The sequence below is a fragment of the Roseixanthobacter finlandensis genome (assembly GCF_043195105.2).
Taxonomy (GTDB): domain Bacteria; phylum Pseudomonadota; class Alphaproteobacteria; order Rhizobiales; family Xanthobacteraceae; genus NCEH01.
This window is the reverse complement of sequence record NZ_CM195536.1, coordinates 5,130,387-5,149,753: the sequence shown is the minus strand read 5'-3', so window position 1 is coordinate 5,149,753 and position 19,367 is coordinate 5,130,387. Positions and strand designations below refer to the sequence as shown.

Annotated in this window: 15 protein-coding genes, 1 pseudogene and 1 riboswitch; of the genes and pseudogenes, 15 read left to right on the top strand and 1 reads right to left on the bottom strand. The window is 66.7% G+C overall.

Annotated features, from left to right (window positions below; translation table 11 throughout):
* Positions 1-17 precede the first annotated feature (17 nt).
* Complete coding sequence (pap, locus tag V5G24_RS23880; RefSeq protein WP_394084314.1) at positions 18-1,523, bottom strand: polyphosphate:AMP phosphotransferase; 1,506 nt, start codon at positions 1,521-1,523, stop codon at positions 18-20.
* Positions 1,524-1,853: 330 nt separating this feature from the next.
* Between pap and V5G24_RS23875 the strand changes: the two genes are divergently transcribed.
* From V5G24_RS23875 to V5G24_RS23805, 15 genes and pseudogenes are all read left to right on the top strand, one after another.
* On the top strand, positions 1,854-4,370 hold the full coding sequence (locus tag V5G24_RS23875; RefSeq protein ID WP_394084312.1) for a glycoside hydrolase family 18 protein: 2,517 nt from the start codon (positions 1,854-1,856) through the stop codon (positions 4,368-4,370).
* Positions 4,371-4,550: 180 nt separating this feature from the next.
* Positions 4,551-4,662: riboswitch (guanidine-I (ykkC/yxkD leader) on the top strand.
* 77 nt (positions 4,663-4,739) lie between these two features.
* Positions 4,740-5,810 carry a putative urea ABC transporter substrate-binding protein gene (locus V5G24_RS23870; protein WP_394084310.1) on the top strand — a complete coding sequence of 357 codons (1,071 nt, stop codon included), beginning with the start codon at positions 4,740-4,742 and terminating at the stop codon, positions 5,808-5,810.
* A 240-nt stretch (positions 5,811-6,050) separates the two neighbouring features.
* Positions 6,051-6,863 (top strand): ABC transporter permease, encoded by an 813-nt coding sequence (locus tag V5G24_RS23865; protein WP_394084308.1) that lies wholly within the window; start codon positions 6,051-6,053, stop codon positions 6,861-6,863.
* Positions 6,860-7,678, top strand: coding sequence for an ABC transporter ATP-binding protein (locus V5G24_RS23860; RefSeq protein ID WP_394084306.1), 819 nt, complete (start codon positions 6,860-6,862; stop codon positions 7,676-7,678). Before V5G24_RS23865 ends, V5G24_RS23860 begins: the two co-directional genes overlap by 4 nt.
* A gap of 16 nt (positions 7,679-7,694) precedes the next feature.
* Positions 7,695-8,498 (top strand): urea amidolyase associated protein UAAP1, encoded by an 804-nt coding sequence (locus V5G24_RS23855; RefSeq protein ID WP_394084524.1) that lies wholly within the window; start codon positions 7,695-7,697, stop codon positions 8,496-8,498.
* Between the two features lie 12 nt (positions 8,499-8,510).
* Positions 8,511-9,167, top strand: a complete 657-nt coding sequence (locus V5G24_RS23850; protein WP_394084304.1) for an urea amidolyase associated protein UAAP2 — start codon at positions 8,511-8,513, stop codon at positions 9,165-9,167.
* 2 nt (positions 9,168-9,169) lie between these two features.
* Entirely contained in the window at positions 9,170-12,712 is a 3,543-nt protein-coding gene (uca, locus tag V5G24_RS23845) for an urea carboxylase (protein WP_394084302.1), read from the top strand.
* Positions 12,682-13,188, top strand: a pseudogene (locus tag V5G24_RS23840) (allophanate hydrolase-related protein); the annotation flags it as partial. The gene uca and the pseudogene V5G24_RS23840, both read left to right, overlap by 31 nt.
* A 180-nt stretch (positions 13,189-13,368) precedes the next feature.
* On the top strand, positions 13,369-14,571 hold the full coding sequence (locus V5G24_RS23835) for a LacI family DNA-binding transcriptional regulator (protein ID WP_394084300.1): 1,203 nt from the start codon (positions 13,369-13,371) through the stop codon (positions 14,569-14,571).
* Complete coding sequence (locus V5G24_RS23830; RefSeq protein WP_394084298.1) at positions 14,568-15,242, top strand: amino acid ABC transporter permease; 675 nt, start codon at positions 14,568-14,570, stop codon at positions 15,240-15,242. Before V5G24_RS23835 ends, V5G24_RS23830 begins: the two co-directional genes overlap by 4 nt.
* Before the next feature lie 10 nt (positions 15,243-15,252).
* Positions 15,253-15,906 carry an amino acid ABC transporter permease gene (locus tag V5G24_RS23825; protein ID WP_394084296.1) on the top strand — a complete coding sequence of 218 codons (654 nt, stop codon included), beginning with the start codon at positions 15,253-15,255 and terminating at the stop codon, positions 15,904-15,906.
* Positions 15,907-15,992: 86 nt separating this feature from the next.
* On the top strand, positions 15,993-16,808 hold the full coding sequence (locus V5G24_RS23820; protein WP_394084294.1) for a transporter substrate-binding domain-containing protein: 816 nt from the start codon (positions 15,993-15,995) through the stop codon (positions 16,806-16,808).
* A gap of 188 nt (positions 16,809-16,996) precedes the next feature.
* Positions 16,997-17,725 (top strand): amino acid ABC transporter ATP-binding protein, encoded by a 729-nt coding sequence (locus V5G24_RS23815; protein WP_394084522.1) that lies wholly within the window; start codon positions 16,997-16,999, stop codon positions 17,723-17,725.
* 74 nt (positions 17,726-17,799) lie between these two features.
* Entirely contained in the window at positions 17,800-18,714 is a 915-nt protein-coding gene (locus tag V5G24_RS23810; RefSeq protein ID WP_394084292.1) for a 2-dehydro-3-deoxygalactonokinase, read from the top strand.
* A 23-nt stretch (positions 18,715-18,737) separates the two neighbouring features.
* The gene (locus V5G24_RS23805) at positions 18,738-19,367 is read left to right on the top strand and encodes a 2-dehydro-3-deoxy-6-phosphogalactonate aldolase (RefSeq protein ID WP_394084290.1); all 630 of its coding nucleotides are present in this window, start codon (positions 18,738-18,740) and stop codon (positions 19,365-19,367) included.

The following is a 19,367-nucleotide window of genomic DNA, read 5'->3' as shown; positions in this document are numbered from 1 at the left end:
GGCAGGCCCCGCCGGCCTCAGCCCAAGGCCTCTTCCAGCCGGTCGGCGATGGTGCGCAGCACCTTCACCCGGGCGAAATGCTTGTTCTCCGCCTCCACCAGGGTCCAGGGGGCATAGAAGGTACTGGTGCGGTCCACCATGTCGGTCACGGCGTGCTCGTAGAGCGGCCATTTCTCCCGGTTGCGCCAATCCTCCGGCGTCAGCTTGAAGCGCTTGTAGGCGATGCGCTCGCGCTCGGCGAAGCGGCGGGCCTGCTCGTCGGGGCTGATGGCGAGCCAGAATTTCGCCAGCACATAGCCGCCTTCGTGGAGCTGGCGTTCGAAATCATTGATCTCGCCATAGGCCCGGCTCCAGTCCTCCTGCGGGGTCAGTTTCTCCACCCGCTCCACCAGCACCCGACCGTACCAGGAGCGATCGAATACGGCGGTTGAGCCGCGCGCGGGAATGCGCCGCCAGAAGCGCCACAGATAGGGCCGCGCGCGCTCCTCGTCGCTGGGGGCGGAAATGGGATGGACGCGGAAATGGCGCGGGTCCAGCGCCTCGCGCAGGCGCATGATGGTGCTGCTCTTGCCGGCTGCGTCGCTGCCCTCGAACGCACACACGAGGCCCCGCTTGGCGAAGGCACGCGAATTGGTGAGGCGGGTGATACGCTGCTGCTCCACGTCGAGCTGCGCGCGATAGCTCGCCTCGTCGAGTTTCTCGCTGAAATCCAGGGTGGAAAGGATGCTGACTGCCGGCAGCGCCGCCGGGATCGGCGAGGGATGGGCCGGCTCGCTGGCCGGTGCAGGGACCGCGCATTCCGTCGGCGGCACGGCGGTCGCCTGCATCAGCACTTCCATCAGCGCATTACCGACCGCGATGGCGCAATAATGAAGATCGGCGGCCGGCACGACGGTCCAGGGGGCGATGCCCGTGGAGGTCTGGCGAAATGTCTCGGCGGCGCTCGCCTCCAGTCGGCGGCGGATTTTCTTGCTGGAGATGCGCGCCCATTCCCGCACCACCGGCCGGTCATAAGGCCCTTCGTCCAGCGCCTTCAGCCGCGCCTGGGCGTCCTCGGGGTCGAGATAGAGCCACAATTTCAGCAGCAGCACGCCCTCGGCATGCAGCATGGCTTCGAAATGATTGATCGCGTCCAGCGCCTGGGTCAGCTCCGCCCCATCGGGGCCGCCGAGCGCGTGGGTTTCGAGCGGCGTATGGTACCAGGAGCCAAGGATGATGCCGATGTCCCCATGGGCCGGCATGTCGCGCCAATATTTCCAGATCGCCGGGCGCGCCCGCTCCTCGTCGGTGGGCGCCTCATAGGTGAGGGTGGCGAGCTTGCGCGCATCCAGCCAGCCATAGAGCTGGTTGAGGATTGCCCCCTTGCCCACCCCATCCGCGCCATTGATGAGAATGAGGATGGTGCAGCGCTTCTGCGCGATCAGCTCGGACTGAAGATCCAGCAGCCCTTCGCGCAGGCCGGGTTCCAGGGCCTTGAAGCTCGCCTTGTCGAGGCTGCGCTCGATCTTCATGGAATCGAACATGAAATTCCTGTCTGCTGCCAAGCGTCAATCTCAAGCTGCGCGAACATAGCGTCAAGGGGGCGTCACGCGGGCGCTTCTCGGGGCAGTCCGGCGTGAAAATACGATATTACCGCCCCCGAATCAGCGTCTTCAGGCGCGTCCGAACCTTTATTTACTGTTATCTGGAAAATACTCATTGGCTAAATTTTCTCGAATGAACCAATTGGTTGAGCAATCCATCTGTAAAAGCCGCTCGACAACCCCCACTCGCTTCCGCCATGCTGGCGTCACCCGGATGCGTTAATGATTCAGATCATAAGGCATTAGCTGGTGACGGGGCAGGAGGCGGGCATGTCGAACGGGAACACTGGATCCGTAACGAGCACGCTGAATGATGACGAATGGGACGCGGAAGCGCAGCGCCAACAGGGCGATCCCGGCATCGTCACCGCCCTGACCTGGGCGTGGAGCACGAATACCGTGCTCGACTTCGATCCCACCTGCGATACGCTGGATTTCGGCTGGTTTTCCGCCGACACGTTCACGGTGGCGGAAGTCGCCGGCTCGGTGGTGATTTCCATCCCTTCCAGCGCTGAAACCTATACGCTGCGCGGTGTTACCCTGGCAGAGCTTTCGCTTGCCAATATCGCCGCGCTGAACGCTTCCGCGCTGGTGGCCTGGAGCCGCATCCTCGATCCCGGCGACGGGGCCTTCGGCGGCAATGCGGGCCTCGGCAAGGAGATCGACATCAATTGGGGCTGGGCGACGCACGAAACCATCGCCTTCGACCCCGCCCACGACATGCTGGATTTCGGCTGGATCGGCGCCGCCAGCTTCACCTTGTCGGAAGTCGATGGCTCGACCGTCATCGCCCTTCCGGCGAGCGACCAGACCTATACGCTGAGCGGCGTCGGGCTGGCCGAACTCTCCTTGTCCAACATCACGGCGGACGATGCCTCGGCGCTGATGGCCTGGACCGCCGCGCTCTCCGCCGCCCATGCCGCGCCGGATGACGCGGGCGGTACGACCAGCCCGCAGGCCCCCGTAGACCTCCCCGTGGAAACTCCGGCAGAGCCGGTTCCGGCCGCGCCGCCGGTGGTCGAGGTGCCAGTGGTGGACACCCCAGCGGTCGACATCCCTGTGGTCGAGGCGCCGGTCGTCCAGCCCCCGGCAGTCGAAACGCCCGTGACGGAAACCCCGGTGGCGGAGGTTCCGCCGGCCGAGACGCCTTCGGGCGGCACGCCCGTGGACACGCCCGCCAGCGGGGCGAAAGGGCCGATCCTCGCCGGCTATTATGCCGACTGGACCGTCTACGATCACAATTACACCATCTCGGATGTGCCCGCCGACCAGCTCACCAACCTCATCTATGCCGCGGCCAATATCGATTCCAGCGGCCACATGGTGCTGTTCGATCCCTATAGCGACACGCAGATGCTGTTCTCCGCCGCCGACAGCGTGGACGGCATCGCCGATACGGCGGGCCAGGGATTGGCGGGCAGTTTCAACCAGATCGTGGAACTGAAGGCCGAGCATCCCGACCTGAAGGTCTCGATGATGATCGGCGGCTGGACCCTCTCCGCCAATTTCAGCGACACCGCCGCAACCGCCGAAGGGCGGGACACGTTCGCCCAGTCGGTGGTGGATTTCCTCAAGACCTATCCCATGTTCGACGGCGTGGACCTCGACTGGGAATTTCCCGGCGGCGAGGGTCTGGCGGGCAATTCGGTGCGCCCGGACGACGGCGCCAATTACGCCCTCCTGGTCGCCGACCTGCGCCACGCCCTCGACGGGCTGGAGGCCGAAACCGGGCGCGACTACACCATCTCCGTGGCCTCTCCGGTGGGCGCGACCAAGATCGCCAATTTCAACCTCGCCGGCCTCGATCCCTATGTGGATTGGTTCAATGTGATGGCCTACGACTTCCACGGCACCTGGGATACCACCACCGGCCATCTCGCGCCGCTGCTGGATTCCGCCGACGGAACGGGCATTGAAAGCGCGGTCGCGCAATATCTCGCGGTCGGCATCGACCCCGGCAAGATGGTGCTCGGCGCGCCGCTCTATACCGCCGCCTGGAGCGGGGTGGCGGACGGCGGGGACGGCGGGCTCGATGCCGCCAGCACGGGATTTCCCGTCGGCTCCTCGGTCGGCCATTATGATTATGCCGACATCCTCGCCAAGCTGGAGGATCCGAACAGCGGCTGGTCGCTCTATTGGGACGATGATGCCCAGGCGGCCTATGTCTACAATGCCAAGCTTGGCATCTTCTCGTCGGTGGAGACCCCCGCCTCGGTGGCGATGAAGGCGGAATGGGCCCAGTCCCAGGGGCTCGGCGGCATGATGTTCTACGATCTCTCGGGCGATGCGACCGGCAGTTCGGAGAGCCTGGTGAAGGCGGCCTATGACAGCTGGGTTCAGGGCAAGTCGTTCTCCGACATCGCCAATGCCTCCAGCCTGACGCCGGACACGGTGATCGGCGGCAATGGCGTGCTCGACAGCGTGGTCTCCGCCGCGCCTGTCGCCCATGCGCCGGAAACCATCGACATCACTTGGAACTGGGGCAAGCAGGAAGTGATCGCCGATTTCCAGCCCACAACCGACGTGCTGAATTTCGGCTGGGTGCCGGCGGACAGCGTGGTGCTGAGCGAGGTCAACGGCTCCACGGTGATCGCCCTGCCGGAGAATCTGCGCACCTACACGCTGAAGGGCGTGGCGCTGGACCAATTGAGCCTCGCCAATGTCACCGGCCATGATTCCAGCGTCATCGACGAATGGAGCGCCACCCTCGACGCGGCCCACAAAGCGGCGGATGCGCAGGCCGCTCTTCTCGGGGTTTCCACAGATACCCATGTGGCCCTTGGGTGAGGCGATAAGAGCCGACCTGGAGCCGGCTGCCTTTTGCATGCACGGGGCATCATAAGGGCCAGTTTTGCCTATTTTCAGCCCACGATGCTCCCCCTGCGTGCACTACCACACGCGGCCGTTGGCGAAACCCGTTGATTCTGCGTCGGCGGCAACTGGCATGCGATTTGCTCAATTAGGGGCAGAGTTGGCGGCTAGGGTTCCGGCATCGCATCCGCGATGTGCTGGTCCGAGAGCTGCCACCGGTCCGGGAGACATCCGGCCGGGTGCACGGCGGGATAAAAGCCCGGGAGACCTCGGTGGCCAAGGAATTGGCGGCACTGGAGTCTCGCCAATTCCTCATCGTTCGACCTAACGATAGGGGAATAGAATATGCGCTCTCGCTTCTCGAAAATTCTCGGCCTTGCCTGTGCCGCCGCGCTGATCGCCGGCGCCTCCCCGGCGCTCGCCGCGCCGAAGAAGGAATTCAAGGTCGCCTGGTCGATCTATGTGGGCTGGATGCCCTGGGGCTATGCCGCCGAAAACGGTATCGTCAAGAAATGGGCCGACAAATACGGCATCAAGATCGACGTCACCCAATTCAACGATTACGTCGAATCCATCAACCAATACACGGCCGGTGCCTTCGATGCCCTGACCGTCACGAACATGGACACGCTCTCCGTGCCCGCCGCTGGCGGCGTGGACACCACCGCCGTGATCGTCGGCGATTTCTCCAACGGCAATGACGCCGTGATCCTCAAGGACAAGACCAAGCTCTCCGACATCAAGGGGCAGAAGGTCAATCTGGTCGAGTTCTCGGTCTCCCACTACCTGCTGGCCCGGGCGCTCGAATCCGCCAAGATGAGCGAGCGCGACGTGAAGGTCACCAACACTTCAGACGCCGACATGGTCGCCGCCTACAAGACCAAGGCCGTCACCGCCGTCGTCACCTGGAACCCGCTGGTCTCCGAGATCCTCGCCGACAAGTCCGCCCACAACGTGTTCGACAGCTCCAAGATCCCCGGCGAGATCATGGACCTGCTGGTGGCCAACACGGCGACGCTCAAGGACAACCCGGACTTCGGCAAGGCGCTGGTCGGCATCTGGTACGAGACCATGGCGCTCACCACCGCCAAGACCGAAGCCGGGATTGCCGCCCGCACCGCCATGGGCAAGGCCTCCGGCACCGATCTCGCCGGCTTCGAAAGCCAGCTCGCCGCCACCAAGCTGTTCGACAAGGCCGCCGACGCCGTCGCGTTCGTGAAGTCGCCGGCCGTGGGCACCACCATGGACCGGGTGCGCAAGTTCCTGTTCGAGAAGAAGTTGCTCGGCAATGACGCCAAATCCGCCGACGCGGTGGGCATCGAGCTGGCCGACGGCAAGATCCTCGGCGATCCGAAGAACGTGAAGTTCCGCTTCACCGACACCTATATGGCCGCCGCCGCCGACGGCAAACTCTAGGAAGCTGATCGGTATCGAGTGGCTTGACGCCGCTGCGCCCGCACATCGTCATGCACGGGCTTGTCCCGTGCATCCACGCGGTTCCGCCGGTGTCAGCTTTTCGAGGCTCCCACAGTCGGCCCGACGTGGATGGCCGGGACAAGCCCGGCCATGACGAACCGACCCCCTCCCTGCCCTCCCCCACAGGGGGGACAAGCGCGACGGGGGGAACAAGGCAACGGCAGATCGGAGATCCCCTCCATGCGTCTCATAAACCGCAGACCGGACCGCACGGCAGGGCTCCTGCTGGCGATCCTGCCGTTCGCGCTCGTGCTCCTCGCCTATGTGCTCGGCTCGGCCGAGCGCCTGGCGGAAAACCCGGCGGACAAGCTGCTGCCGAGCCTTGCCACCCTCGGCGACGCCATCGTCCGCGTTGCCTTCACCGCCGATGCCCGCACCGGGGACTACATCCTGTGGGCCGATACGCTGGCGAGCCTGGAGCGGCTGGCCAGCGCGCTCGCGCTTTCGACGCTCATCGCCCTGGTCGTGGGTCTGCTCATCGGCCTGCTGCCGGGGGTGCGGGCTCTGCTCGCCTCCTTCGTCGGCATGGTGTCCATGGTGCCGCCGCTCGCCCTGCTGCCGATCCTGTTCATCGTGCTGGGGCTTGGGGAAACCTCCAAGATCGCGCTGATCGTCATCGGCGTGACGCCGTTCCTCATCCGCGACCTCGCCATGCGGGTGCAGGAATTGCCGCGCGAGCAGATCATCAAGGCGGAGACGCTCGGCGCCACCACCTGGCAAATCGCGCTGCGCATCGTGCTGCCGCAGATCCTGCCGCGCCTCATCGACGGCGTGCGGCTCTCGCTCGGCCCGGCCTTCCTGTTCCTGATCGCCGCCGAGGCCATCGCGGCGGATTCCGGGCTCGGCTATCGCATCTTCCTGGTGCGGCGCTATCTCGCCATGGATGTGATCCTGCCTTATGTGGCCTGGATCACGCTGCTGTCCGTGATCATGGATTTCGCCCTCGCCAAGCTGCGCGACACCGCCTTCCCCTGGTTCGGAGGCGCAAAATGACCGCGATCCGGGTCGAGCATCTCTGGAAGGAATATGGCGAGCAGATCGTGCTGGAGAACATCTCCCTCGATTTCGCGCCCCGCTCCTTCGTCGCCCTGGTCGGTCCCTCCGGCTGCGGCAAGACCACGTTTCTCCGCATCCTCTTGAGCGAGGAACAGGCGACGCGCGGCCGCGTGCTGATCGACGGCAAGCCGCTCGCCGGCGAACCCGGTGCGGACCGGGGCGTGGTGTTCCAGCGTTACAGCGTGTTCCCGCATCTGACCGTGCTGGGCAATGTTCTGCTCGCCGCCGAAATTCCTGGCGCGCCCTTCACCGGCCACCTGTTCGGCGCCGCCCGGCGGCGGGCGCAGGAGGAGGCGCGCGCCCTCATCGCCGAAGTGGGGCTCACGGGTGCCGAGGATAAATATCCCGCCGCCTTGTCCGGCGGCATGCAGCAGCGCCTCGCCCTCGCCCAGGCGATCATGCGCAAGCCGAAGATCCTGCTGCTGGACGAGCCGTTCGGCGCGCTCGATCCCGGCATTCGCGGCGACATCCACACGCTCATGCTCAAGCTCTGGCACAGCTGCGAAATGAGCGTGGTGATGGTGACCCACGATCTGCGCGAAGCCTTCACGCTCGCCACCCGCGTCATCGCCTTCGAGCGCAAGCGCAACCGCGCCGAGGAGCGCGAACGCTTCGGCGCCACCATCGCCCACGACATCGAGGTCTGGCCCCGCCGCATCGCCGGCCAGCCGCGCATCCCATCCTCCGATCGGGACGGCCCGATCAGCCCCGAGGACACCGGCCGGGACGACCCGGCGCTTCTGTCGGTCTGAGGAGAGACGCATGACGATGAATGACGAGACACGCGCCCTCATCGCGGCGAACACGCGCCGCTATGAGGAATTGAAGGCCGCCGGCCTGGACCACGCCCCCCGCGCCCTGCCCGCGCCCACCGAACGCTGGAGCGTCATGCTCCCGCCCGGCCCGCTGCATCGGGAAACCATTCCCGGCGGCTGGTATTGGACCGTGAAGGTGCTGGCGGGCGAGGCCCTGCGCCTCTCGCTGCCCGAGAGCCCCTCCGCCATCTCCCTGATCGCCTGGAACGCGGCCGACACGTCCGAACGGCTGAACTATGCCGATACGGTGAAGGTCCAATGGACCGCCGCGCTGGGCAAGGGCCGGGTGATCTTCTCCGACATGGGCAAGGTCATGTTCTCTATCGTCGAGGACACCACCGGCGCCCACGATGCCCTGATGGGCGGCTCGACCCCCGCCTCCAACCGCGCCCGCTACGGCGCCGGCCATATGCGCAACACGCGGGACAATTTCGTTCTGGCCGCCGGCAAGCTCGGCCTGGACCGGCGCGACATCCCGCCCTGCATCACCTTCTTCGCGCCCGTGCGCACCAATGAGGCGGGCGGCTTCGTGTGGCTGGAGGGCAAGCGCCAGCAGGGCGATTTTGTCGACCTGCGCGCGGAAATGGATGTGCTGGTCGCGCTCTCCAACTGCCCCCATCCGCTCGACCCGAACCCTGCCTATGACCCGAAGCCCGTGGAGGTGGTGCGCTTCCAGGCGCCCGCCCCCGCTGCCGACGATCTGTGCCGCACCGCCACCCAGGAAGCCGTGCGCGGCTTTGAAAATCTCGCGCGCTGAGGGAGAGCGATCATGAACAGCACCCCAGTCTTCGCCGCCCCCGTGCACGATCCCGCCAAGGCGCTCCAGGTGCACGACATCCCCGCGCAGGCGCCCTGGTCCGGCCTCGTCAAGCGCGGGCAGTCCATCCGCATCATCGACCTGGAAGGCCAGCAGGCGGTCGACACCCTGTTCTACCGCGCCGACGATTTCGCCGAGCGCTATTCCTCGCAGGATACGCTGCGCGTCCAGGGCTCAGCCTATGTCTCCACCGGCACGCGGCTGATCTCCAACGAGGGGCATTTGATGCTCACCGTCACCGCCGACACTTGCGGTCTGCATGACACTTCGGCCGGCGCCTGCTCGTGCGAGGCGAATACGGTGCGGTTCGGCCACCACACGAAGTATCTTCACGCCTGCCGCGAGAATTTCGTCGTGGAAGTCACGAAACACGGCATGTCGAAGCGTGACATCGTGCCGAACATCAATTTCTTCATGAACGTGCCGGTGGAGCCCTCGGGCGAACTGGCGATCGTGGATGGCGTCTCCAAGCCCGGCGATTATGTGGAGCTGAGGGCGGAGATGGATGTTCTCTGCGTCATCTCCAATTGTCCGCAGATCAACAATCCCTGCAACGGCTTCAATCCGACGCCGATCCGCGTCCTGATCTTCGCGGGCGCCGAGGGCTGAAGATGTTTTCCAAGGTTCTCATCGCGAACCGGGGCGAAATCGCCGGCCGGATCATCAAGACTTTGCGACGGATGGGGATTTCCTCCGTCGCCATCCATTCCGACGCGGACCGCTTCACGCGGCCCGTGCTCGATGCCGACGAAGCCGTGCGCGTGGGTCCCGCCCCCGCCAGCGAGAGCTATCTCGACGTGGAGGCGGTAATCGCCGCCTGCCTCGCAACGGGGGCGCAGGCGGTGCATCCGGGCTATGGCTTCCTGTCGGAAAATGTCGGGTTCGCGCAACGGCTTGCGGAAGCCGGGATCGTCTTCATCGGCCCCCGGCCGGAGCATCTCACCGCCTTCGGGCTCAAGCACACCGCCCGCGAGATCGCTCAGAAGAGCGGCGTGCCGCTGCTGCCGGGCACCGGCCTGCTGGAGGATGTGGACGCGGCGCTTCAGGCGGCGGACACCATCACCTATCCCGTGATGCTCAAGAGCACGGCCGGCGGCGGCGGCATCGGCATGCAGCTTTGCCATACGCCGCAGGAGCTTAAGGAGACCTTCGAGCGGGTCCAGCGCACCGCCCGCGCCTCCTTCGGCGATGCCCGCGTCTATCTGGAGCGCTTCGTCTCCGAGGCGCGCCATGTGGAAGTGCAGATCTTCGGCGACGGCAAGGGCAAGGTGATCGCGCTCGGCGAGCGCGACTGCTCACTCCAGCGCCGCAACCAGAAGGTCGTGGAGGAGACGCCGGCGCCGCTGCTTTCGCCCGAGACCCGCGCACGCCTGCACGACGCGGCGGTAAAGCTTGGGACAAGCGTGTCCTATGCCTCCGCCGGAACGGTGGAATTCATCTATGACCCAGCGCGGGAGGATTTCTACTTCCTGGAGGTGAACACCCGCCTGCAGGTGGAACATCCCGTCACCGAGGCGGTGTTCGGCATCGACCTCGTGGAATGGATGATCCGCCAGGCGGCTGGCGAAGACATCATTCCCACAACTCCGCTGGTGCCCAAGGGCGCGGCCATGGAGGTGCGGGTCTATGCGGAAATCCCGCACGCCAATTTCCAGCCCAGCGCCGGCCTGCTGACGCAGGTGACATTTTCCCCGGACGCGCGGGTCGATACCTGGGTCGAAACCGGCACCGAGGTGACGCCTTTTTATGATCCCATGCTCGCCAAGGTGATCGTTTCCGGCGCCGACCGCCCCGCCGCGCTCGCCGCCTTGCGGGCGGCGCTGGAAGACACCGCAATCAGCGGCATTGAGACCAATCTGGCCTATCTGCGGGCGATTGCGGCGTCCGATCTGCTCGCCTCCGGCAAGGTGGCGACGACCGCGCTGAAGGATTTCGCCTTCCGTCCGGAAAGCATCGAGGTGCTCAGCCCCGGCGCCCAGTCGAGCCTTCAGGAACTGCCGGGCCGGCTGCATCTGTGGCATGTGGGCGTGCCGCCGAGCGGCCCCATGGACGCGCGCTCGTTTGCCCGCGCCAATGCTTTGGTGGGCAATACGGAAACCGCCGTCGCGCTGGAAATGACGGTGAACGGCCCGACGCTGCGCTTCCACACCGACGCGGACATCGCCATCTCCGGCGCCCATATGCCGGCGATGCTCGACGGCGTGCCGGTGCCCCACGATACGGCCTTCGCCGTGAAGGCGGGACAGATGCTCGCCGTCGGCGCCATTTCCGGTGCCGGCCAGCGCGCCTATCTCGCCGTGCGCGGGGCGTTCGCGGCGCCGGAGGTGCTTGGCTCGCGTGCCACCTTCGCCCTCGGCCTGTTCGGCGGCCATGCCACCGGCACTCTGAAGGGCGGCGACGTGCTGCACCTCACCCCGCCCGCCAGCCGCCCAGCGCTGCCGGAAAAGGTCTCGGCGCAGCCCGCGCCGCTGACGCGGGAGTGGGAGATCGGCGTGGTCTACGGTCCCCATGGCGCGCCCGACTTCTTCCAGGACGAGGACATCGCCGACCTGTTCGACGCCACCTATGAAGTGCATTTCAACAGCGCCCGCACCGGCGTGCGGCTGATGGGCCCGACCCCGCGCTGGGCGCGCACGGACGGCGGGGAAGCGGGGCTCCACCCCTCCAACCTGCACGACAATGCCTATGCGGTGGGCGCCATCGATTTCACCGGCGACATGCCCATCATCCTTGGCCCGGATGGTCCCTCGCTCGGCGGCTTCGTCTGTCCGGCGGTGATCGCGCGGGACGAGCAATGGAAGATGGGCCAGCTGAAGCCCGGCGATAAGGTGCGCTTCCACCCGCTGCCCCGCCCGCAGGACCCAGTCGCGGGGCCGGCCGTTAAATCCGTGCCGGAGGCGGCCTCCGCCATTCTCGCGCAACGTGATGATGGGCCGGTGCGGGTGGTCTATCGCCGCCAGGGCGACGATAATCTGCTGGTGGAGTTCGGCGACATGACGCTGGACATCGCCCTGCGGCTGCGCGCCCATCTGCTGGCGGCGGCGGTGGAAGAGGCCAAGATCCCCGGCCTCTTCGACCTCACCCCCGGCATCCGCTCGCTCCAGCTCCATTACGATGGGGCACAGGTCTCGCGCGGAAAACTGCTCGGGCTGCTGGATGAGATCGAACGGTCCCTGCCGGCGGCCGAGGACGTGGTGGTGCCGAGCCGCATCGTGCATCTGCCGCTGTCGTGGAATGACGAGGACGCGCAGCTCGCCATGCGCAAATATCAGGAACTGGTGCGCCCCAACGCGCCCTGGTGTCCTTCGAACATCGAGTTCATCCGCCGCATCAACGGGCTCAAGGACGAGCAGGCGGTGCGCGGCGTGGTGTTCGACGCCCGCTATCTCGTGCTCGGCCTCGGCGATGTCTATCTCGGTGCGCCGGTTGCGACCCCCATGGACCCGCGCCATCGCCTGGTGACCACCAAATACAATCCGGCCCGCACCTGGACGCCGGAAAACGCGGTGGGCATCGGCGGCGCCTATATGTGCATCTATGGCATGGAGGGGCCGGGCGGCTACCAGCTCTTCGGCCGCACCATCCAGGTCTGGAATACCTGGCGCACCACGCCGGTGTTCAAGCCCGGCACGCCCTGGCTGCTGCGCTTCTTCGACCAGATCCGCTTCTTCCCCGTGAGCCATGCCGAGCTAATGGAGGCGCGCGCCGCCTTTCCCCACGGCGCCTATCCGCTGCGCATCGAGGAAACCCAATTCTCCTATGCGGACTATGCGGCGGAACTCGCCCGCAATGCCGGCGAGATCAATGCCTTCAAGGCGCGCCAGCAGGCGGCGTTCGATGCCGAGCGGGCCCATTGGAAGGAACAGGGGCTCGACAGCTTCGTCGCCGACGAGGGGATCGCGGGCGGCGAAGAGGAGGCCATTCCCGAAGGTTGCTTCGGGGTGAGCGCCAATGTTCCGGGCAATGTCTGGAAGGTGCTGGTGGAAGAGAACGCCGAAGTGGCGGCGGGGGAGACCATCGCCATCATCGAATCCATGAAGATGGAAATCTCCATCACCGCCCATGCCGCGGGGCGCGTGCGCGCCGTGCGCATGGTGCCCGGCCGCACGGTGCGCACCGGAGACGTGGTGGCAGTTCTGGAGGCCATATCGTGACCAGCAAGTTCAGCGAGAGCCCGCTCAGCGGCCTCCATTCCCCACCCGCTTCCGCATCCGATCCGCGCGCGGTCGCGGGTGGGCAATTGCCGATCGCCGTGGTCGGCGCGCATCTCTCCGGAATGCCGCTGAACGGCGAATTGACCGGCGCCGGCGGCGCGCTCGTGAAGCGCTGCCGCACCGCGCCCGATTATCGCCTGTTCGTGCTGCCGGATACGGTGCCCGCCAAGCCCGGCGTGGTGCGCGAGCCGGGCTTTTCCGGCCCGGGCCTCGACGTGGAAGTGTGGGCGCTGGATGCCGCCGCGTTCGGCGCGTTCGTCGCCCGCATTCCGGCCCCGCTCGGCATCGGCAAGATGACCCTCGACGATGGCTCGCAGGTGCCGGGCTTCCTGTGCGAGGCCCATGCGGTGGCCGGCGCGCAGGAGATCACCGCGCTCGGCGGATGGCGCGCTTATATCGCATCGCGGCAGAGCTGACCCGCCGCAACGGAGGCGTGGCGGCATGTGCCCTGCGCCTCCAATCCCTTGCGCCATGCTGCATCGCAAACGCGACGAAAGAGGGATTTAGATCGATCTAATTTTTCGTTGACCGTCGGTTTTGCCTCCCCTAGAGAACCCTGGCCGAGCGCAGAAATAGCGTCGGCGGGGAGACGCCGCGTGGATCTGAGGAAAGGCAAAGGCGCGTCCGCGCCCGCTCGCGCACCGGGCGAAACCGCCCCCGGCGGCGCGGCCCTTCCGCTCGCCCATCGCGTCACGCTCAACGACATCGCCGCCCATGCCGGGGTCTCGCGCGCCACGGTCTCGCTGGTGCTGCGCAAGAGCCCGCTGGTGAAGGAAGACACCCGCCAGCGTATCGACCAGGCCATGGCGGACCTCGGCTACGTCTATAATCGCCGCGCCGCGAACCTGCGCTCCGGGGCGTCCCGCACCATTGGCCTCGTGCTGTGCGAGATCATCACGCCGAATTATTCCCAGTTCACCGCCGGCATCGACGATGTGCTGGATGCGGAAAGCTATGTCGGCTTCATCACCAATACGGCCGAGGACGCGGCCCGCCAGAAGCGCGTTCTGGTGCGCATGCAGGAGCATGGCGTCGACGGCATCGTGCTGGTCCCGGCGGAGGAGACCCGTGCCGACGCGCTGGAGGAAGCCCATTGCGGCGGCCTGCCCTGCGTGCTGGCGCAGCGCCGGGTTGAGGGCTTTCCGGCGGATTATGTCGGCCCGGACTATGCCGCCGGGATGGAACTCGTCACCGAGCATCTGATCAGCCTCGGCCATCGCCATATCGGCTTCATCGGCGGCGTGCGGCGCATCGCGCCCTTGAGCGAGCGGCTCAGCGGCTTTCGCAAGGCGCTGCGCCGGCACAAGCTGAAGATCGGCCCCATCGTACCCTGCCCGGTGCTCGATCGCTCCTCGGGCTATGCCGCCGCGCGCGATCTGTTTGCGCAGGACAATCCGCCCACCGCCCTGGTCTGCTACAATGACATCGTCGCCTTCGGCGTCATGCTGGCCTTGATCGAGCATGGCCTTGAACCCGGCCGCGACGTGGCCGTGGTCGGCTGCGACGATGTCGCCGAAGCCGGCCTGCACCGTCCGGCGCTCACCACCTTCACCACCGATCCGCGCGTGGTGGGGCGGGAGGCCGCCAAGCTGCTGCTGCGGCGGATCGAGAACCCCGGTCGTCCGCCGGAGCAGATCATCGTGCCGCCGCGCCTGATCATCCGCCAATCCTGCGGCAGCGCCGCGCCCGGCCGGGCGCCCGCACCCACCGTCGGGTGCTCAGCCGCAACGCAAGCGCCGAAGCCCCGCCGGCCCCGCCGCCCCTCTCCTCAAGCCCTCAAGGGAAGCGCAGGGACATGAACTACGTCTTCCAGTTCGGAGAAGTCTTCAACGCCTGGCAGGATTTGCTTTATGGCGCGTGGCTGACGATCCAGCTCTCGGCCATGGCCATGGTGCTTGGCCTCATCGTCGCGGTGGCCGGCGCGCTCGGCAAGACCGCCGGCCCGCGCCCGGTGCGCTGGCTGGTGGATACTTATGTGGAGATCATCCGCAACACCCCGTTCCTGGTGCAGATCTTCCTCATCTTCTTCGGCCTGCCGCGCATCGGCCTGCGGCTCGACGCCAATGAGGCCGCGCTCCTCGCCATGGTGGTGAATGTGGGCGCCTATGCGACCGAGATCGTGCGCGCAGGCATCGAGACCATCCACAAGGGCCAGATCGAGGCGGGCAAGGCGCTGGGCTTGAAGCCCATGCAGGTGTTCTCCTATATCGTGATCTTCCCGGCGCTGAAGGCGATCTACCCGGCGCTCACCAGCCAGTTCATCCTGCTGATGCTCACCTCCAGCGTGGTCTCGGCCATCTCGGCGGAGGAATTGACCGCCATCGCCAATAATCTCCAATCCCAGACCTTCCGCTCGTTCGAGATCTATCTGGTGGTGACCGGCATGTATCTCGCCATGTCGCTGATGTTCTCGGGGGTTTTCGCGCTGATCTACAGAATGGTGTTCGCGCCCACCGATGTGGCCCGCTGAGGAGGATGCCATGATCCGTCAATTCACCTCCGCGGAACTGCTCTTCCTCATCTCGTCCGTGCGCTGGACGCTGCTGCTCTCGCTGATCGCCTTCGTCGGCGGGGCGACCGGCGGGCTCCTGGTGGCGTTCGCGCGCACCTCGACCTGGCCCTGGCTGCGGGCAACCGCCGCCGGCTATATCCAGATCTTCCAGGGCACGCCGCTGCTCATGCAGCTGTTCCTGGTGTTCTTCGGCGCCACCTTCCTCGGCCTCAACATCGATCCCCTGGCGGCGGCGGCCATCGGCCTCACGCTGAACGGCGCGGCCTTCCTGGGCGAGATCTGGCGCGGCTGCATCCAGGCCATTCCAAAGGGCCAGTGGGAGGCGTCCACCGCGCTCGGCCTGCATTATTTCACCCGCATGAAGGAGATCATCCTGCCCCAGGCGGCGAAGATCGCGGTGGCGCCCACGGTCGGCTTCCTGGTGCTGCTGGTGAAGAGCACCTCGCTCGCCTCCATCATCGGCTTCGTCGAGCTGACCCGCGCCGGGCAGATCGTCAACAACGCCACCTTCCGCCCGTTCCTGGTGTTCGGCGTGGTGGCGGTGATCTATTTCATCCTGTGCTGGCCGCTCTCGCTCTATTCGCGCCATCTCGAAAAGAAGTTCGGAACCGTCTCGCGCTGAGGCGCGGGGCGCAGCTCGATCGATCCAAACCGCGCCGCCCCTCATCGGCACGCCTGCCCCGCACGGGGCCAATCGGAGGAAAGCCCATGTCCCTGACGTCCGTCCTCACCACCACGCGGCGCGCCTTCGCCGCCCTCGGCCTCGCGGCGCTCGCCGCGACCGCCCTTCCCCACGGCGCCTCGGCCCAGAGCATCGACGACATCCTGTCGAAGAAGAAGCTCCAGGTCGGCATGCTGGTGGACCTGCCGCCGTTCGGCCTGCTCAACACCGAGGGCAAGCCGGAAGGCTATGACGCGGACGTGGCCAAGCTGATGGGCAAGTATCTCGGCGTCGAAGTCGAGATCGTGCCGGTCACCGGCCCGAACCGCATCCCTTATCTGCTGACCAATAAGGTCGACGTGCTGGTGGCGACCTTCGGCATCACGCCCGAGCGCGCCAAGCAGGTGCAGTTCTCGATCCCCTATTCCACCATCGAGATCCAGTTGATCGGCCCGAAGAAGCTGGACGTGAAGACGCTCGACCAGACGGTCGGCAAGAAGATCGCGGTGGCCCGCGCCTCCACCCAGGACACCGCGCTGACGGCGGCGGTGCCCAAGGGCGCCACCATCATGCGCTTCGACGACGATGCCACCGCCGCCCAGGCCTTCATCTCCGGCCAGGTGGATTTGCTCGGCGCCAACAATCTCATCGGCGTGCAGCTCGCCGAGGCGAACCCGGACATGGGCATCGAGCGCAAGATCGTCCTGCGCAGCCAGTACAACGGCATCACCGTGCGTCGCGGCTCCACCGATTTTCTTCAGTGGATCAATACGTTCCTGTATTTCGTGAAGAATAACGGCGAACTCGACGCGATCAACCAGAAGTGGTTCAAGACCCCCCTTCCGGTGATGCCCACCTTCTGATCTCCTCAAACGCCGGCAACGGGCGCACGCGTCCGTGGCCGGCCACCAGTCCGGCCCAAGATCCGACCGCATCCTTCGGAGACGTCATCATGAACACCGCCCATGAAGGCCAAAGCCACGGCCACAGCGAAGGCCAGAGCCCGGACCTCGGCGCCGTGGCCGCACTCTCCAAGCAGAGCGGGCCGGTGATGATCCGCATGGAAGCCGTGGAAAAGCACTACGGCACCTATCACGCGCTGAAGAACGTGAACCTCACCGTCACCCACGGCGAGCGGATCGTCATCTGCGGCCCCTCCGGCTCGGGCAAGTCCACGCTGATCCGCTGCATCAATGCGCTGGAGCATCACCAGAGCGGGCGCATCGAGGTGGATGGGGTGGAAGTCGGCACCTCATCGAAGAATCTCGACAAGGTGCGCGCCGAGGTCGGCATGGTGTTCCAGTCGTTCAACCTGTTTCCCCATCTGACCGTGCTCCAGAATTGCACCCTCGCCCCGCGCAAGGTGCGCGGCCTCGCGCCAAAGGAGGCGGAGGCGATCGCCATGAAATATCTGGAGCGCGTGCGCATTCCCGAGCAGGCGAACAAATATCCCGGCCAGCTTTCCGGCGGCCAGCAGCAGCGCGTCGCGATCGCCCGCGCGCTGTGCATGAGCCCCAAGATCATGCTGTTCGACGAGCCCACCTCCGCCCTCGACCCGGAAATGGTGAAAGAGGTGCTCGACACCATGACCTCGCTCGCCCAGGACGGCATGACCATGATCTGCGTGACCCATGAGATGGGATTTGCCCGCCAGGTCGCCGACCGGGTGATCTTCATGGACAAGGGCGAGATCGTGGAGGAAGGCGCGCCGGAGGATTTCTTCGCCCATCCCAAGAGCGAGCGCACCCGCACCTTCCTCGGCCAGATCCTGCACCACTGAACCGGCGCCGGACCCCGGCGCACCCGAACCGCCACCCGAGCCCGCGCCACCCCAAGCAGAAGCGAGATCCGCCCGTGAGCCGCGCGTCCCTCATCGCCCTGGACTGGGGCACGTCCTCGTTGCGCGCCTATCTGCTGGATGGGGACGGCGGCATCCTTGCCCGCATCGAATCCGCCGAAGGGCTGATGGCGGTGAAGGATCGCGCCTTCGCGCCGGTCCTCTCGCGCATCGCCGGCCCGTGGGCGCAGGCGCACGGTCGCCTGCCGATCCTGCTCTCGGGCATGATCGGCAGCCGGCAGGGCTGGGCGGAGGCGCCGTACGTGACGTGTCCCGCCGGTCTCGGCGATCTCGCCGCCGGCCTGATGCCGCTGCCGGTGGAGGATAGCGCCCTCGGCCCGGTGCGTCTCGTGCCCGGCCTGCTGGTGGACGATCCGAAGACCCCGGACGTGATCCGCGGGGAAGAGACTGAACTGTTCGGCGCCCTCGCGCTGCTGGGCCGCGCGGAGGGGCTGTTCGTGCTGCCGGGCACCCATTCCAAATGGGTGCTGGTGGAAGGCGGCCGCGTCACCGGATTTGCCACCTTCATGACCGGGGAAATCTTCGCCGCCCTGAAGGGGCATACCATTCTCGGCCGCATGATGGGGCAAGGGACGCCCTCGCCGGCCGGCTTCCGCGCCGGGGTCGCCGCCTCGCGCGACCTGCATGGTCCCGGCGCCCTGCTCTCGCGCCTGTTCACGATCCGCGCGCTCGGCCTTACCGGCGGCCTCGCCGACGCCGATGCGGCGGATTTTCTCTCCGGCCTGCTGATCGGCGCGGAGCTCGCCAGCGTCACCGACGGCCGCGAGCGCTTCACCTTGATCGCCAATGCCGCGCTGACGCAGCATTATTCCACCGCCGCCGCGCTGCTCGCTTTGCCGCACGACCGCGCGCCGCCCGATTGCGCCGCCGCCGGGCTGACCGCGATCGCCCGCGCCGCCGATCTCCTCTGACCGCCCGCACCGGAGTGCTTTCGATGACCCTCACCTTCCCCCAGGCCCTGGCGCGCTGCCCGCTCGTCGCCATCCTGCGCGGCCTGAAGCCAGACGAGGCGCTGGATGTGGGCACAGCGCTGGTGGAGGTCGGCATCGCCATCATCGAGGTGCCGCTGAATTCGCCCGACCCGCTGCGCTCCATCGCGCTGCTGGCGGAGCGCTTCGGCGCCGAGGCCTTGATCGGCGCGGGAACGGTGATGTCGCCGGCGGACGTGGCGCAGGTGGCGCAGGCCGGCGGGCGGCTGATCGTCATGCCCCATTCGGATGGCGACGTGATCCGCGCCGCCAAGGCCGCCGGGCTCATCTGCACGCCGGGCGTCGCCACCCCCACGGAAGCCTTCGCCGCTTTGCGCGCAGGTGCCGACGCGCTCAAGCTGTTCCCCGCCGAGGGCCTGCCGCCCCAGGTGCTGAAGGCGTGGCGGGCGGTGATGGTGGGCGCGACGCTGCTGCCGGTCGGCGGGATAGATGCCGCCAACATGGCCGCCTATCGCGCCGCCGGGGCCGACGGCTTCGGGCTGGGCTCGGCGCTCTACAAGCCCGGCAAGCCGGCGGAAGCGATCGCGCACGATGCCGCCGCGCTGGTGGCCGCTGCGCGCGCCCTGTTTCCCTGA